The 13,885-nt window shown below is 45.0% G+C and carries 15 protein-coding genes; 2 read left to right on the plus strand and 13 right to left on the minus strand.

What is annotated here, in order from left to right:
• Positions 1 to 217 precede the first annotated feature (217 nt).
• From OCV11_RS17685 to OCV11_RS17720, 8 genes are all read right to left on the minus strand, one after another.
• Complete coding sequence (locus tag OCV11_RS17685; RefSeq protein ID WP_261897344.1) at positions 218 to 475, minus strand: hypothetical protein; 258 nt, start codon at positions 473 to 475, stop codon at positions 218 to 220.
• A gap of 332 nt (positions 476 to 807) precedes the next feature.
• Positions 808 to 1,431 (minus strand): bifunctional 4-hydroxy-2-oxoglutarate aldolase/2-dehydro-3-deoxy-phosphogluconate aldolase, encoded by a 624-nt coding sequence (locus OCV11_RS17690; RefSeq protein WP_261897345.1) that lies wholly within the window; start codon positions 1,429 to 1,431, stop codon positions 808 to 810.
• 13 nt (positions 1,432 to 1,444) lie between these two features.
• Complete coding sequence (locus tag OCV11_RS17695; RefSeq protein WP_261897346.1) at positions 1,445 to 2,371, minus strand: 2-dehydro-3-deoxygluconokinase; 927 nt, start codon at positions 2,369 to 2,371, stop codon at positions 1,445 to 1,447.
• Positions 2,372 to 2,519: 148 nt separating this feature from the next.
• Positions 2,520 to 3,326, minus strand: coding sequence for a helix-turn-helix domain-containing protein (locus OCV11_RS17700; protein ID WP_261897347.1), 807 nt, complete (start codon positions 3,324 to 3,326; stop codon positions 2,520 to 2,522).
• Between the two features lie 466 nt (positions 3,327 to 3,792).
• On the minus strand, positions 3,793 to 4,935 hold the full coding sequence (gene bglB / locus OCV11_RS17705) for a beta-galactosidase BglB (protein ID WP_261897348.1): 1,143 nt from the start codon (positions 4,933 to 4,935) through the stop codon (positions 3,793 to 3,795).
• 18 nt (positions 4,936 to 4,953) lie between these two features.
• Positions 4,954 to 6,261 carry a TRAP transporter large permease gene (locus OCV11_RS17710; protein WP_261897349.1) on the minus strand — a complete coding sequence of 436 codons (1,308 nt, stop codon included), beginning with the start codon at positions 6,259 to 6,261 and terminating at the stop codon, positions 4,954 to 4,956.
• Positions 6,254 to 6,778: a TRAP transporter small permease gene (locus OCV11_RS17715; protein ID WP_261897350.1), complete on the minus strand. Its 525-nt coding sequence runs from the start codon at positions 6,776 to 6,778 to the stop codon at positions 6,254 to 6,256. Before OCV11_RS17715 ends, OCV11_RS17710 begins: the two co-directional genes overlap by 8 nt.
• Before the next feature lie 40 nt (positions 6,779 to 6,818).
• Complete coding sequence (locus tag OCV11_RS17720) at positions 6,819 to 7,802, minus strand: TRAP transporter substrate-binding protein (RefSeq protein ID WP_261897351.1); 984 nt, start codon at positions 7,800 to 7,802, stop codon at positions 6,819 to 6,821.
• A gap of 346 nt (positions 7,803 to 8,148) precedes the next feature.
• Between OCV11_RS17720 and OCV11_RS17725 the strand changes: the two genes are divergently transcribed.
• Entirely contained in the window at positions 8,149 to 9,330 is a 1,182-nt protein-coding gene (locus OCV11_RS17725) for a sugar efflux transporter (RefSeq protein ID WP_261897352.1), read from the plus strand.
• A gap of 13 nt (positions 9,331 to 9,343) precedes the next feature.
• On the opposite strand, the gene OCV11_RS17730 is transcribed toward OCV11_RS17725, so the two are convergent.
• The 5 genes from OCV11_RS17730 to kduD form a co-directional block, all read right to left on the minus strand.
• Complete coding sequence (locus OCV11_RS17730; protein ID WP_261897353.1) at positions 9,344 to 10,255, minus strand: alpha/beta hydrolase; 912 nt, start codon at positions 10,253 to 10,255, stop codon at positions 9,344 to 9,346.
• Positions 10,256 to 10,378: 123 nt separating this feature from the next.
• Positions 10,379 to 11,014 (minus strand): RpiB/LacA/LacB family sugar-phosphate isomerase, encoded by a 636-nt coding sequence (locus OCV11_RS17735; RefSeq protein ID WP_261897354.1) that lies wholly within the window; start codon positions 11,012 to 11,014, stop codon positions 10,379 to 10,381.
• 128 nt (positions 11,015 to 11,142) lie between these two features.
• Positions 11,143 to 11,466 (minus strand): cupin domain-containing protein, encoded by a 324-nt coding sequence (locus tag OCV11_RS17740; RefSeq protein WP_261897355.1) that lies wholly within the window; start codon positions 11,464 to 11,466, stop codon positions 11,143 to 11,145.
• 16 nt (positions 11,467 to 11,482) lie between these two features.
• Positions 11,483 to 12,004, minus strand: a complete 522-nt coding sequence (locus OCV11_RS17745) for a YgjV family protein (protein WP_373332843.1) — start codon at positions 12,002 to 12,004, stop codon at positions 11,483 to 11,485.
• Positions 12,005 to 12,032: 28 nt separating this feature from the next.
• On the minus strand, positions 12,033 to 12,794 hold the full coding sequence (kduD, locus tag OCV11_RS17750; RefSeq protein WP_261897357.1) for a 2-dehydro-3-deoxy-D-gluconate 5-dehydrogenase KduD: 762 nt from the start codon (positions 12,792 to 12,794) through the stop codon (positions 12,033 to 12,035).
• Positions 12,795 to 13,051: 257 nt separating this feature from the next.
• Between kduD and kdgR the strand changes: the two genes are divergently transcribed.
• A complete protein-coding gene (gene kdgR / locus OCV11_RS17755) occupies positions 13,052 to 13,834 on the plus strand; it encodes a DNA-binding transcriptional regulator KdgR (RefSeq protein ID WP_261897358.1) in 783 nt (260 codons plus the stop codon).
• The last annotated feature ends 51 nt before the right edge of the window (positions 13,835 to 13,885 follow it).

Here is a 13,885-nt window from a genome sequence, read left to right on the forward strand (position 1 = left end):
AGCAGGGTGCTCGTTAATATTAGCTTGATGCTGAGTGTGCAAATAATGACAGCGCAAGGCGAGTATGGTGCGACTTTGCTGCGAGTGAGTTCAAGGAATTGGCGTGCCTGTCCACATATGGACTCAAGCACAATTCAAACATGCTATTAGAACTATTTGACTAAATTATTGATTCAATACTGCAGTATTTAAGACCGATTGACGAACAACACCTGTGTTACTTCGTCGTTGGAGTAACCAGTTTATCTCGAATAGCAATAACATCTTTGACGCATTTTTTCGTTATCACCGGCTTAGAATTTTTCTCCAACTGCTGGAAATTGCAATCGGCTTTGACAAACGCTGCAACCAGAGGGGTCATCAGAACTCGCTGAAAGTCTGCTGTTGCTTTTTCAGCTTGGGTTGCATTAGTTGATAATGATATTAATAACATCGATGTGGCGATGAAAATGCTGACTGATTTTGATACTTTCACGTCTCATATTCTACTTTAGTGGTATATGGCGGCATTGTATCAGACTGCAAATACTTTCTTAAATTTTTAATTAACGTGCCTGTCCCCGTAAGTGCCCGCAAGGGAGTGTCGGCGTGGAAATTGAAGTGCCTGTCCTTGTAAGAAAGTGCTGTAAGGTTTGAAAATTGAAGCGTCTGTCCCTGTAAGTCAGCGTTCGCAGAATGGAAGGTTGTGGTGCCTGTCCTTATAAAAAAAGCCCGTATATCGCGGATTATACGGGCTAACAACACTCATGATGACGTGTTTAATAAGAACAAAAGATCTTCGTTTCGACTTTCGTCAAAGTGTTCGCCCTACGCGATCACTTCGGCGACTTGTTTAACAAGAGCGGCAAGTTCGTCCCACTGCTCGTTGTCAATCAGGTCATTTGGCACCATCCAAGTACCGCCACAAGCGATAACGGCAGGCAATGCTAAATAATCTTTTACGTTTTTAGGGCTTACGCCACCGGTTGGCATAAATTTCACTGGGTAAACAGCACTCATTGCTTTAAGCATGCCCACACCACCTGATGGTTCTGCTGGGAAGAACTTCAATGTTCTTAGGCCCATTTCCATCGCTTGTTCAACAAGGCTTGGGTTGTTAACCCCAGGGATGATAGTGATATCGCGTTGTTGGCAATATTTTACTGTGGTTGGGTTAAAGCCTGGGCTCACGATAAAGTCGGCACCAGCTTCAATGGCTTGGTCAACTTGTTGTGGAGTTAGAACTGTACCAGCGCCGATCAGCATGTCAGGATAAGCTTCACGAATGTGTTTGATGGCTTCAACAGCGGCTTCTGTACGGAAGGTGACTTCAGCACATGGCAAGCCATTTTCGCTTAGTACTTGAGCCAATTTAACCGCTTTGTTTGCGTCTTTAATCGCAATGACTGGCACAACTTTAATATTGCTTAGTTGTTCGTTAAAACATTTCATAGTTCACTATCCTTTAAAGATGAGGCATAGCATCGAGCGGAATAATTGCGCCACGATGTTGTATCACGGTACCTGCAACTTGATGACCAAGTTGAGCTGCTTCATGGGGTGTACCACCGGTTAAACGTTTTGCTAAATAACCAGCGCTAAATGAGTCGCCTGCGGCAGTGGTGTCGACGACTTTAGCTACCTTAGTTGCAGCGATTTCGTCGCGCTCGCCTGCGTTAACGACAAGGCAAGGTTCTGCGCCACGTTTGACGATAATTTCTTTAATACCACAGTATTCCGCACGTTCGATGGCTTGGTTAACTTTGGTGTCACCGTAAAGCATCACTTCATCATCGAAAGTCAAAAAGGCCATGTCGGTCAGTGCCATAAATTTCAAATAGGTATCACGCGCTGTTTGAACGCTATCCCAAAGTTTTGGACGATAGTTATTATCAAACGCGATTTTCACGCCATCTTGATGGCAAAGCAGTAGCGTATCAAACAATTTTTCGCGACATTCTTCAGGCAAAATCGCCAAGCTAATGCCACTTAAGTAGATCCATTGAAATTGAGATAACTCATTGGCGAGTGGGAGAATATCAATATCGCGTAACCAGAATTTAGCGGCTGCATCATTGCGCCAGTAGTAGAAACTGCGTTCGCCATCTGGTGCGGTTTCAATGGCATACATCCCAGGCAGTTTGGTCTCAGAAATGCGTACAAGGTCAGTATTAATCTTCTCTTTTTGCCACGCCTCAAGCATCTCACGACTGAAAGGGTCTTTACCCAAGCCAGTGATGTAGGAGGTTTCTATCCCGTGTTGGGAGGTCAAACGTGATAGATACACTGCGGTATTGAGCGTATCACCACCGAAACTTTGTTTAACGGTATCGCCAGATTTTTGCAGTTCAACCATGCATTCGCCGATGATGGCGACGCGATTTGCTTTCATGGCAGTTCTCCTTAATTCTCTCTAAGCGCGATTATTACGCTAATAAAAAAATTACACAATTAAAATAAAACAATGGTTCATTTATTTTGTGAGTTAGATCTTTAGATTGAAGAAAAGAGCGCTTGCGCTCGAACAGTCTCTTGGGAGATTAACGAAAGTCGGAAGGGGTTTGCTTAGTGAAGCGCTTAAACTTAGTACTAAAGTAATTACTGTCTTTGTAACCCACTTCGAAAGCGATGTCTGTGACTGACTTGTCAGAGTAGCTAAGCAGATTCATGGCATGGTTGATTCGCACACGGTGCACATAGTTGTTAAAAGAGAGGTTAGTGACCTGCTTAATATGGCGACTGAGCGTACGTGAAGAGAGGTGAAATTGTTCAGCGATGTCGCCCACGCTCATCTCCTCTGCGTAATTGTTCTGAATCCAGTCGATCACATTAAGGATTTTATTGTCGGTTTCGTTATTGGAACGAGCGGTTAAGCGTCCGCGCGCAAGTTCAACCACCAGTTGCTGAAACAGCACTTCTGTCATCACTTTGGCGTCAATGGTTTGCCTACGGCACTCATTACTGAGCTGTTGTAACAAAGGCTGAACGCGGCGCATGGTTTCGGTAGAAATATACCAACTGGGCGAGTCGTTAGGGCCATGAGGCAAAAGCTGCTTTAACAAGGGTGAATAGCTTAAGAGATTTTTACGATAGAGCACGTTCGTAAGATAGAGATTTTCGACTTGATCGAATAGGTGACGATCTTTGGGTGAAATGTAGCAAATGTAGTTTTGCGCCAAGTTAGTGACATGATCATTCAGCACATGTTGACCCGCCCCTTTGCTTACAATGATCAACTCATGAAAATCATGAGAGTGCTCAGGATAATTAGGCTGAGGGCTTCTAACTTCTGTACATACGGTGGCATCAGAACTTAAAAAAAATTCTTCACTACTTAGATGAAACATTATTTTAAACCTGTTGGTATAGTATTTTAAAATCTATTAAAGTTGGATTTTAAATATAGTGACTGCGATCGATAATCATAATTAATTAACCAACTCGATTTGCACCTTGTGATCTTGTTTGAAATTATTTAGTCATGAGCGTGAGCAAAACAGTAAGATGATTTACGGGTGGTTGAAAAAGAGTATTTTTTGTGCGCAAGACTGAGAATAACTCAAAACAATTAAAGAGTTATAAAAAGAAGGGATAAGTTACCTTATCCCTTAGGGGCCAAGCTGTTTTCGAGGTTTGTCAAAAGGGCTGATGTATGTAGGGTATATCAAATTGAAAACCAAAGGCTTATGTTCAATTTGATATGATCAGACCAAATAGCCCCTCAATGTTCAAAATGGCTGTCGCTCAGTCATTAAGTCTTTTTTCCTATTTCCTTACATTTTCTCTTTTTCTTACGTTGATTTATTTATTTTGCTAAATATAAGTACGTAAATATTCGGAGAGACACAATATGGCCATTGCTTGTCCATAAGGCATAGATGTTAAAGGAATCTGACGATAATAATTTAAGTCTTTACCCATCGCTGTGCCAAAGGACACATTAATCAATTCTCCTGATGGATTAATAAAATCACTGATTAAAGCATCAACCGCTTTATATGCCATCGCTGCGTATTTTTCATCGATATAGCGCAGACGCACCGCTTTCAAAATGCCGTAAGCAAAGCCCGCTGTGGATGAGGCTTCAACATAGGATTCCGCGTCATCGAGCAGAGTGCACCATAATCCGCTCTCTTGTTGGTATTTGGCGAGTGCTTCGACTTGGCGATTTAATATATGCAATAAATGACGACGGTAGGCGTCATGCTCTGGCAAGTTAAGCAGTTCAAGAAAATCCGGAATAGCGATTGTGACCCAGCTGTTGCCGCGCGCCCAACGAGCATTAGCAAAGTTATGGTTGCCATCAAAGGTCCAGCCGTGGAACCACACCCCAGTTTCGCGATCCATCAAATATTCAATATGGGTTAAAAACTGATATTTGGCTTCTTCTACGTATTCAGGTTTATCAAGGATCTGACCGATTTTGGTGAGCGGCAGAACGCTCATCATTAAGGTATCATCCCAAAGCTGCTGGTGGTTTTCACTGTTATAAACAATGTGTTGAATGCCGCCGCTTTGTGTTCTGGGCATTTGATACATCACGTAATCGGCCCACGCTTCTAGATAAGGGCGTAGCGTTCTGTCGTTAGTATCTTCATAGCGATAAGCCAAGGTGAGAAATGGACAGACAGTATTCACGTTTTTGGTCGCTTGCTCTTCCGAAAACCGATCTTCAAACCACTCATCGATAATATTAAGAGCGCCTATGTCGTTGGTCAGTTGGTAATAACGATAAATCCCATACAATCCAATCCCGTGGGTCCACTCCCATCCGGCCCAGCCTTTGGTATCAATGGTGCGGCCGTCATCAAGATGGAGTAGAAACTCGCCGGTTTTGTCTTGAATATTGATTAAGTTATTGATCAACGATTCGATTTTATCCACCACCTCTTGGCGAGCATGTGTCCGCTCAACTCGGCGGAGTAATGGACTCTGTTTTACAGGGAATATGGTCATAATATCCTCACAAGTAAATTACATAACACCAAGGAGTCTTGGTAGAAATAGCGTTAATTCAGGAACATAAGTAATGAGCAGTAGCACGACGATAATCGAGGCATAGAAAGGTGCTAAGGGCCTAATCAGATTTTCCACTTTCACTTTGCCAACGCTCGCGCCGACGTAAAGTCCACTTCCCACGGGTGGCGTGATGGTGCCAATCGCCAGGTTGTACACCAGCAAGATGCCAAAATGGACTGGGTCAACTCCCACTTTTTGTACAATCGGTAGCAGGATGGGGGTGAAGATGAGGATCGCAGGACCGATATCCATAAACGCTCCGACCACCAATAAAAACACCGTAATGATCAACATAATGACGGCAGGGCTGCTGGAGATCCCCAAGATCATGTTACTCAATGCTGTTGGAATGCCCGTCATCGACATGGCAAATGACATGGCAGATGAGGTCGCCAGTAAGAACATGATGACACCGGTCATTACAACGGTTTGGATCAGAATGTTTGGTACGTCTTTCCATTTCAGTGTTTTGTACAAAATCAAGGTGAGGTAGGCGGTATAGACCACTGCAACCGCAGAAGCCTCTATCGCTGTAAAGATCCCTTGAACAATCCCACCGACGATGATGATCACCAGCAATAAGCTTGGGATAGCGTCGCGCGTCACTTTCCACGCCATGCCTTTTTGTAAGGCAAAGAAATGGGTGTAATTATTGCGTTTGGCGACCACATAAGTCACGACCATGCAGCCGACACCCCACAGACTCCCTGCCACAAAACCGCCGGCAAACAGCGCCGCAATTGAGGTGCCACCACTGGCAAGAGCGTATAAAATAAACGCCGTTGTCGGTGGAATCAGCATGCCTGTTGGCGCTGATGCGATGTTCACCGCAGAGGCAAAGTTACGGTTGTAACCCTCTTTGGCACTCATCGGAATCATTACCCCACCAATCGAAGTCGAAGCCGCAATGGCCGAGCCAGACACTGCGCCAAACATCATATTCCCAGCGATGTTGGTGTAAGAGAGTGAACCTGGGATTCGTCCGGTAAAGAGCTTGGCAAAATTCACTAACCGAGTCGCGATACCTCCGTTGTTCATTATTACCCCGGATAGGATAAAGAAGGGTACGGCGAGTAACGCGAAGCTATCCAAACTGGAGAACATTTTTTGCGCGGTAGTAAACATCGCAATATCGGCAGGCAGCACCAACATGATGGTGGCACCAGATGAGATCACGATACAGAGCCCGATCGGCGTACCTAATACCAGCAAGACAACAAACAACCCCACCAGTAAGCTGGCAGCTATCATAGGATCAATCATAACGACCTCCGGCCATATGAGGCTGCTTAGTATGACTTTCGCGTTGCTGACGAATCTCTTTGATCATATCGACAATATTCATGACGGAATAAACGATGGTAATGACGCCAGCCAAGGGGAGAGCGTAATAGACTTTCCCCATCGAGATTTGCAGCACTGGAGAAATCTGCATCATCGCATTGTGCGAGACGCGCCAGCCACCAACGATCAAGATGTAACCGGCAAAAAAGACAAACACGATTTGAATCAGAATGTTCCAATAGGTTTTAAGTTTGTCTGGGCATTTATCCAAAAACAGAGTGAGCGCGATATGCTCTTTACGTCCAGCGACATAGGCTAAACCGATAACGGATAGCCACACCAAAGAGAAGCGTAAGAACTCTTCGGAAAACGTACTTGGCGCGTTAAAAACATAACGGCTAATCACTTGCCAGCAGGCGACCACCACCATAATGGCGGTGAGCCCACAGCAAAAAAATTCAATGGTTCTATCTAACCATTTTCTGATGATATCCATAAATCACCTCACAAATAGGAGAGTTGCCTCTCCTAGCGTTTTATTGAGTCAATTTGCTGATCTTTTTATAGAGCTGATAAACGGCTGGTTTCTGCTCTAGCTGGTCATAGATAGGTTGCACCGCTTGTTTGAACGGGGTTTGGTCGATGTGATAGAACTGCACACCAAATTGGCTTTCGGCCAACTTACGGGTTTTATCCATCTCTTTTTGCCACGCTTCTTTCTCGACGGCTTCTGACTCTTTAATCGATTCCATCAGCGCTTGGTATTCTGCGGGGGCGAGTTTGGCTTGGGTGAGATTACTGACCACGACGATGTCAGGAATACGCGTGTGCATATCGTAGGAGTAGTACTTGGCAACTTCACCGTGACGAGCAATCGTCATTGCGAATTCGTTATTTTCTGCGCCATCAATAATGCCTTGTTGCAGCGAGGTATAGACTTCCGCTTGGCTCATGGCGATAGGGGAAGCGCCGAGCAGTTTCATGGTGTTAATCGAGGTTTCACTCTGCATCACGCGAATCTTTTTGCCTTTGAGGTCAGCCAATGTTTTCACTGGACCTTTGGTCATGTAGAAGTTACGTGCTCCAGAGTCATACCAAGCCACACCGGTAAATCCTTGTGCAGCAGTGGACTGATAAACGGTTTTCATCACATCGTTATTGTCCATCACTTGGTAAAAACGCTCTTCGCTTGGGAAAAGATATGGCAGAGCAAATACGCCGTAGAGGGGGGAGAAGCTTTCTAGTAATCCAGAGGAGACTTTGGTGATGTCGATTGCGCCCACTTGCGCCATCTCCACTAATTCACGTTCCCCACCTAATTGACTGTCAGGAAAGTATTGAATAGTTACTTCGCCATTGGTTTTTTCTGCGACCGCTTTGCCGATGTATTGCAATGCTTCTTTCACCGGTTGACTGTTTTCAGCGTAGGCAAGTTTCAATACTGTTTGCGCTTGAGCACTTTGGCTAAGTGGTACCAGTAGAGCAGTACAAATCAGCCAAGATAAGTAAGTTCGGGACATAAATCCTCCTGTAGAGTAGAGAGTGATACAGCGGTCACGACGGGGCACTTAAGTGCAATTATTAGAATCCGTTGGGTGACTTGACCTAGCTATCATCGCTATTTCCGTTTTCGGTCACCTTTGCAATTTCGCCAATTCAAATTGCCAGTCGTCTTGATTGTGAAAAAGGGGCGCTGTGCTTCACAGAATTGACGTTTGATGGAGGACGGTAATGAGGAGCAATGGCGGGATTTTTCCAAGGATTTGTCGCCTAGAGCACTTGTTATTGGCCCTACTTTGAGCGACATTAGGCGTGCGCATTTTCTGCGCGCTATCACATTTGTTTCTACCCACTATAGGTTGTTCCATGAAAAGTCAGACGACGGTCCTGTTTTGTACCAACGGTCTAACCGCCTTAGCTTTTGCTCTGATTCTGCCAGTGATGAGTCTTTATTTGGTCAATGGACTGAATGTTGAACCTGGTTTGATCGGCGTTTACACCGTGATTACTTCAGGTATGACGGTACTGTTTAGCCAACAAATTACTGGTTTTATTGATAAAGGTGTCTCTGCCAAATTATTGGTTGTTTTATCTTTGTGCGGCATTGTTGCTGCGTCAGCTGGCTTTGCGTTATCGCGCAATTTTTGGCATGTATTGATTGTGGGCTGTGTGATTATGCCACTGGCTTCGTCATCGATTCCGGTAATACTCACCATCATTCGTCGTTATGCCGACTCTACGGGTAAAAGCAGCACCAAATTGAATTCGCAAATGCGCTCTTCAGTTTCATTGTTGTGGGTTGTTGGTCCACCAGTTGCCTTCTTCTCTGTTGATCGCCTTGGTTTTCGCTCTAACTTTTATCTTTCGGCCTTTGTGGCATTAATGGTGATTGTGTTGGTGCTATGGCAGTTAAAAGAGCCACAAGCGCCAGCACACGATAAAGCAGCCGACAAGCCTAAAGCGCCAGCGCTGCCTAAAGAAGTTTGGTTACTTGGCATCATTATGTTGATGGCGAATATGTCTAACAGTATTTATGTAACGTCGATGCCGCTGTTTTTAACGCGCGATATGGGGCTCTCTACCGCCTTTCCTGGCATGTTACTTGGCATCACCGCTGCGGTTGAAATTCCAGTGATGTTGCTCGCAGCAAGTTGGTCGCAAAAATTTGGTAAGTTACCTATGATGCGCATCGGCTACGGTTTTGGCATGCTGTTTTATGTTGGGATGTTCTTTACTGATCACTTAGCGATTTGTATTGCGCTGCAGCTATTAAATGGGTTGTTCTTTGGTATTTTTGTCGGCCTTGGCGTGACTATTATGCAAGATTACGCACCTAAAACAATTGGTAAGGCGTCTGCCTTTTACACCAACTCGATGTTGGTTGGCACCATGCTCGGTACCAGTTCAATGGGCGTGATTTCTCAATACTTTGGTTTTAAAGCGCCATTGGTGCTCAGTTTTGTGGTGCTATTTTTGGCGATGTTGGGGTCGTGGTGGTTTGAACGCTACGCAGAGCGTCGCCCAGCATTTACTGAACAACACTCCTAAGTTCAGATACCTACTAGTTATTATTCAACAGATGTTGTCGGATCCAGCGATCAAGCCACTGTGGCCACGCTTGAACCGGCAACCCCTGTGCCTTTCTCAAGCCAAATCCATGTCCGCCTTCCTCTACAATGTGCATTTCAACCGGTACTTTCTGAGCTTTTAATGCTTGCCACATCACCACACTGTTATCGGCACTGACCGATGGGTCATCGCTGGCATGGAGTAAAAAGCAAGGTGGTGTCTCGCGAGTAACCATGGTTTCAACGGAAAATTCAGGGTGCAGTGCTTGATCGGCCAAAGTACCAAGTAGCTGCTGACGTGAACCCAAATGAGTAATGCTGGGATCCATACTGATGACTGGATAGAGTAGGGCGGCAAGGTCTGCGCGAGCACTGAACTGGTCTATCTCATCTTGCTTTGCATAACATTCGCGATCCGCTTGTGTTGCCAGCCAACCCGCTAGGTGTCCGCCGGCGGAAAAGCCAGTAATCACCACCTGATTAATGCCAAGCTGCGCCGATTTAGCGCGAATCATCCGCATCGCACGTTGGGCATCGGCTAAAGCTGTCAAACTTCCGAGTGGGTGGTTATCGCCAGGCATTCGGTAGTTAAGGACAAAGCAGGTGTAACCGACCTTTGCCATGGCATACGCCGTCTCCATCCCTTCTTTGTCCCAAGCAACGCGGGTATAGCCGCCTCCGGGCAAAATGAGCATGGCAATGCCATTGGGTTGCTCGGGTGCAATGTGTGCCATTTCAGGAGTAATGACTTGAGTCAGCAGGCGATCCGGTAAGTGTGCATCGCCGCGCTCAATGATAAGCGGGGTGAGTGTGGCGTGATGCAATGGCTGAGGCCAAAGGGGATAAATGGTTGCGGGCAAATTGAGCTGAGTTAAGGAGTGAAATGGGATACTCGTTTCAGACATTGTAATGTCTCCCTGTCTTTTCAAATCGTTACGTTTGCAACTCTAATCTTTCCCATGAAAAAAGCCAGCCTTTCGGCTGGCTGGGAAACACGAATCATCGGAGGGATTCGTCTTTTATGCGTATTACAGTAATGATTTCACGTATTCTGCGATTTCAGGAACTTGGCAGTTAGTGAAGAAGCATTCTTGGAAACGAGGGCCAGTTACTGCAGTTTTCACTAGCTCTTGATCCATCGCTTTCAATGTGTCTAGGTAGTTGTCTTTCACAACGGCTTTTTTCACTTCGTTCAGGATGCCAGCGTTGCGTTTTTGTGGTTCTGCACGTTCTTTTGGATAACCTTCACCACGTTCACCAGTGAACGCTTTTTCAAAGATGTAACGAACGTTCAGTTCTGCGCCCCAACCGTAACCTTTTGCAAATGCAAGAGATAGAGCGTTACCGTTGTTGATTTGGTTGAATAGGAAAGCGTCAGATGGATCTAGGCAGTAACCACAAACAACTCCTGGGTGGATATTCAAAGACATCATTGCACCTTGTCCTGTACCACAACCAGCAACAACGAAATCAACTGATTTAGAGTTCAATAGCAAACTTGCCATGATACCTAGGTGGATGTAAGTCAGGTGGTGGTCTTGTTCGTCACTCATACCCACGTTGTAAACTGCGTGGCCTAGCGGTTCAGTTACTGTATTGAGCTCTTTTAATACAGTTGCGTTTTTAGCCGCTTGGCTGTTTTCCATCATAAGTGCAATTTTCATAACCGTTTTCTCCTGCGGGATGAGCCGCGTTTTAAAGGGATTCACTAATCGACGATGTTGCTTATATGAGTGATACAAAAGCCGTATCCGCTAACATCGCCTTGTTGTTATCAAATATCTCGCGAACGCTATTGAATAAAATCTTTGCGCATTGGGGTAAAGTTATCGAGTAACACCCCTTTTTCTAAACACACACAACCGTGCATGATGTTAGGTTGTTTGTATAAAACGTCGCCGGCGTTAACCACTTTCGTTTCGTCACCAATGGTGAATTTGAACGAACCTGAAAGGACGTAGGTCAGCTGTTCATGTGGGTGATTATGCATAGGGCCAATTGCCCCTTTCTCGAAATGCACTTCTACCGACATGATGTTATCGCTGTAGGCTAGAATTTTACGTGATACGCCATCACCTAAGTCGTCGAGTTTGATGTCTTTGTTAAATACAAACATGGTGTTCCTCTTATGCTCACAATGCTTGGCTTGCCAGAGCACGCTTCTTGTCGCGAAGTATGCGACCAATCGTCAAGCAATTAACTGAAAGTAATGTGGTTTCGAGCAGAGTGCCTCCAATCGAACCCACTAAAATGTTATTAATTAACCAACACACTCCGCCAAGCATAAAGGCGAGACGCATTGGGATACCTTGCAGGGTGAAAATGGCCAGTGTCCCGATAGTAGTGCCTACTACTGGCCATAAATCCCACCAATCATCGGCAATAGACACCCCGAAGGCGATACCACCGATAACGAAGAGCGCGGCAACCCATTTTGACGATGTATAAATCGCGCTCGCCGTTCTTAGCGCCGATAGTCCGATACTGAGAGCGGAAACCATCGAGCCGAGCAACAGATAGTGAACCAGATGATTGAGGTTAAAAATCAACATAACAATTTTTAGCCGACGATCATTCTTCTGGTAAAAGGTGGAAATTCCCAGTGCAAAGCTCACAAAACCAAGAGCTTGTGCAAATTCATATAGGGTCACTATCGGTTCCTTAACTGCTTTTTAGTTGGTATTAGCGAGCCAACCAACCACCATCAACAGCGATGGTGTAACCGTTTACGTAATCTGAAGCAGATGATGCCAAGAACACACATGGACCTGCCAAGTCAGAAGGTAAGCCCCAACGGTTGGCTGGGATACGATCTAGGATTTCTGCGCTGCGGTCACCATCAGCACGGAGCGCTGCTGTGTTATTGGTTGCCATGTATCCAGGGGCAATTGCGTTCACGTTGATGTTGTGTTGTGCCCATTCGTTGGCCATCAAACGAGTGATGCCCATTACGCCGCTTTTTGCTGCAGTGTAAGAAGGAACGCGGATACCGCCTTGGAAAGACAACATAGAAGCGATGTTGATGATTTTGCCGCCAGTACCTTGAGCGATGAATTGTTTCGCTACCGCTTGAGACATAAAGAACACAGATTTGACGTTGATGTTCATTACGTCATCCCAATCTTTTTCGCTAAAGTCGATTGCGTCGTTACGACGAATGATACCTGCGTTGTTGATCAGAATGTCGATGTGACCAAATTCAGTCACTGCGCGGTCGATGATAGATGGAACATCTTCAAGAGAAATAAGGTTGGCGCGGATGTCGAGAAATTTACGACCTGTAGCAGCAATTTTTTCTTTTGTTTCAACTGGTTCGGCAATGTTGACGCCGACAATATCACAACCTGCTTGAGCTAAGCCCAATGCCATACCTTGACCAAGACCTGTATCACAGCCGGTCACAATAGCGACTTTGCCTTCAAGATTGAATGCTTCAAGAACCATAGTTTTTATCCTCAATGGTAGCTAACTGGTAAAAAGACAAACGTTGCTCTCGTCGTCTCGTTTGTTGAAGTCATCATGAGACAAAAAAAAACGCTTGGCAATTTTTTTTGAAAAGCTGTTTTATAAATCTTGATTCCGATCTGCTTTTTCTGATTTTGAATTTGAGCGGTTTCAAAAATATGAAAAGCCTTTTTAAAATTAGTGGTACGTAAATCTTGAGCGGCTATAATGGCTTAAGTTAGATAAGGGGATTGAGAATGGAAAAACAAACACAACCGGAATCCGTATCGTCGGTAATGAAGGTATTCAGTATTCTACAAGCTCTGGGTGAACAAAAAGAGATTGGCGTATCAGAGTTGTCACAACGTCTGATGATGTCCAAGGCGACCACCTACCGCTTTTTACAAACAATGAAAACCTTGGGCTTTGTTGCACAAGAAGGGGAAGCGGATAAATATTCTCTGACCTTAAAACTGTTTGAACTAGGATCTAAGTCACTGGAATACGTGGATTTAGTCGGCCTTGCGAATAAAGAGATGCAGCTTATTGCTGATAAAACCAACGAAGCGTTGCACTTAGGTGCGCTCGATGGCGATAGCATTATTTACATCCACAAAATCGATTCAGGATACAACTTACGTATGTATTCTCGTATTGGTCGTCGTAACCCACTGTACAGTACCGCTATCGGTAAAGTGTTGATGGCTGAGCGCGATGAAAGTTTTGTGCGCAACATTTTGAAAGACGTTGAGTTCATCAAACACACTGAACGTACCCACGGCAATGTGGACGAATTGCTAGAAGAGCTAAAACTGGTTCGTCAGCAACACTTCGCAGAAGATAATGAAGAGCAAGAGCCGGGTCTGCGCTGTATCGCTGCGCCGATTTATGATCGTTTCGGACACATCATTGCTTCTATTTCTATGTCATTCCCAACTATTCGCTTTGAAGAATCGCGTAAAGGGGAATACGTAGCCATGCTGCAAAATGCAGGTCGTAATGTCTCTGAACATTTGGGTTATACCGATTATCCGGCATAACAGAAATGTGAGAAAGAAAGCAGCTTTACCGCTGCTTTTTTTTGTAATATT

It is taken from the genome of Vibrio porteresiae DSM 19223 (assembly GCF_024347055.1).
Classification (GTDB): Bacteria; Pseudomonadota; Gammaproteobacteria; order Enterobacterales; family Vibrionaceae; genus Vibrio; species Vibrio porteresiae.

Bases quoted from the DNA above. Each gene is read 5' to 3' on its own strand.
- OCV11_RS17720 (WP_261897351.1), bottom strand. From the start codon at position 7,802: ATGTCCCGAACTTACTTATCTTGGCTGATTTGTACTGCTCTACTGGTA.
- OCV11_RS17710 (WP_261897349.1), bottom strand. From the start codon at position 6,261: ATGATTGATCCTATGATAGCTGCCAGCTTACTGGTGGGGTTGTTTGTT.
- OCV11_RS17725 (WP_261897352.1), top strand. From the start codon at position 8,149: ATGAAAAGTCAGACGACGGTCCTGTTTTGTACCAACGGTCTAACCGCC.
- OCV11_RS17730 (WP_261897353.1), bottom strand. From the start codon at position 10,255: ATGTCTGAAACGAGTATCCCATTTCACTCCTTAACTCAGCTCAATTTG.
- OCV11_RS17715 (WP_261897350.1), bottom strand. From the start codon at position 6,778: ATGGATATCATCAGAAAATGGTTAGATAGAACCATTGAATTTTTTTGC.
- OCV11_RS17695 (WP_261897346.1), bottom strand. From the start codon at position 2,371: ATGAAAGCAAATCGCGTCGCCATCATCGGCGAATGCATGGTTGAACTG.
- bglB (WP_261897348.1), bottom strand. From the start codon at position 4,935: ATGACCATATTCCCTGTAAAACAGAGTCCATTACTCCGCCGAGTTGAG.
- OCV11_RS17690 (WP_261897345.1), bottom strand. From the start codon at position 1,431: ATGAAATGTTTTAACGAACAACTAAGCAATATTAAAGTTGTGCCAGTC.
- kduD (WP_261897357.1), bottom strand. From the start codon at position 12,794: ATGGTTCTTGAAGCATTCAATCTTGAAGGCAAAGTCGCTATTGTGACC.
- kdgR (WP_261897358.1), top strand. From the start codon at position 13,052: ATGGAAAAACAAACACAACCGGAATCCGTATCGTCGGTAATGAAGGTA.
- OCV11_RS17740 (WP_261897355.1), bottom strand. From the start codon at position 11,466: ATGTTTGTATTTAACAAAGACATCAAACTCGACGACTTAGGTGATGGC.
- OCV11_RS17700 (WP_261897347.1), bottom strand. From the start codon at position 3,326: ATGTTTCATCTAAGTAGTGAAGAATTTTTTTTAAGTTCTGATGCCACC.
- OCV11_RS17735 (WP_261897354.1), bottom strand. From the start codon at position 11,014: ATGAAAATTGCACTTATGATGGAAAACAGCCAAGCGGCTAAAAACGCA.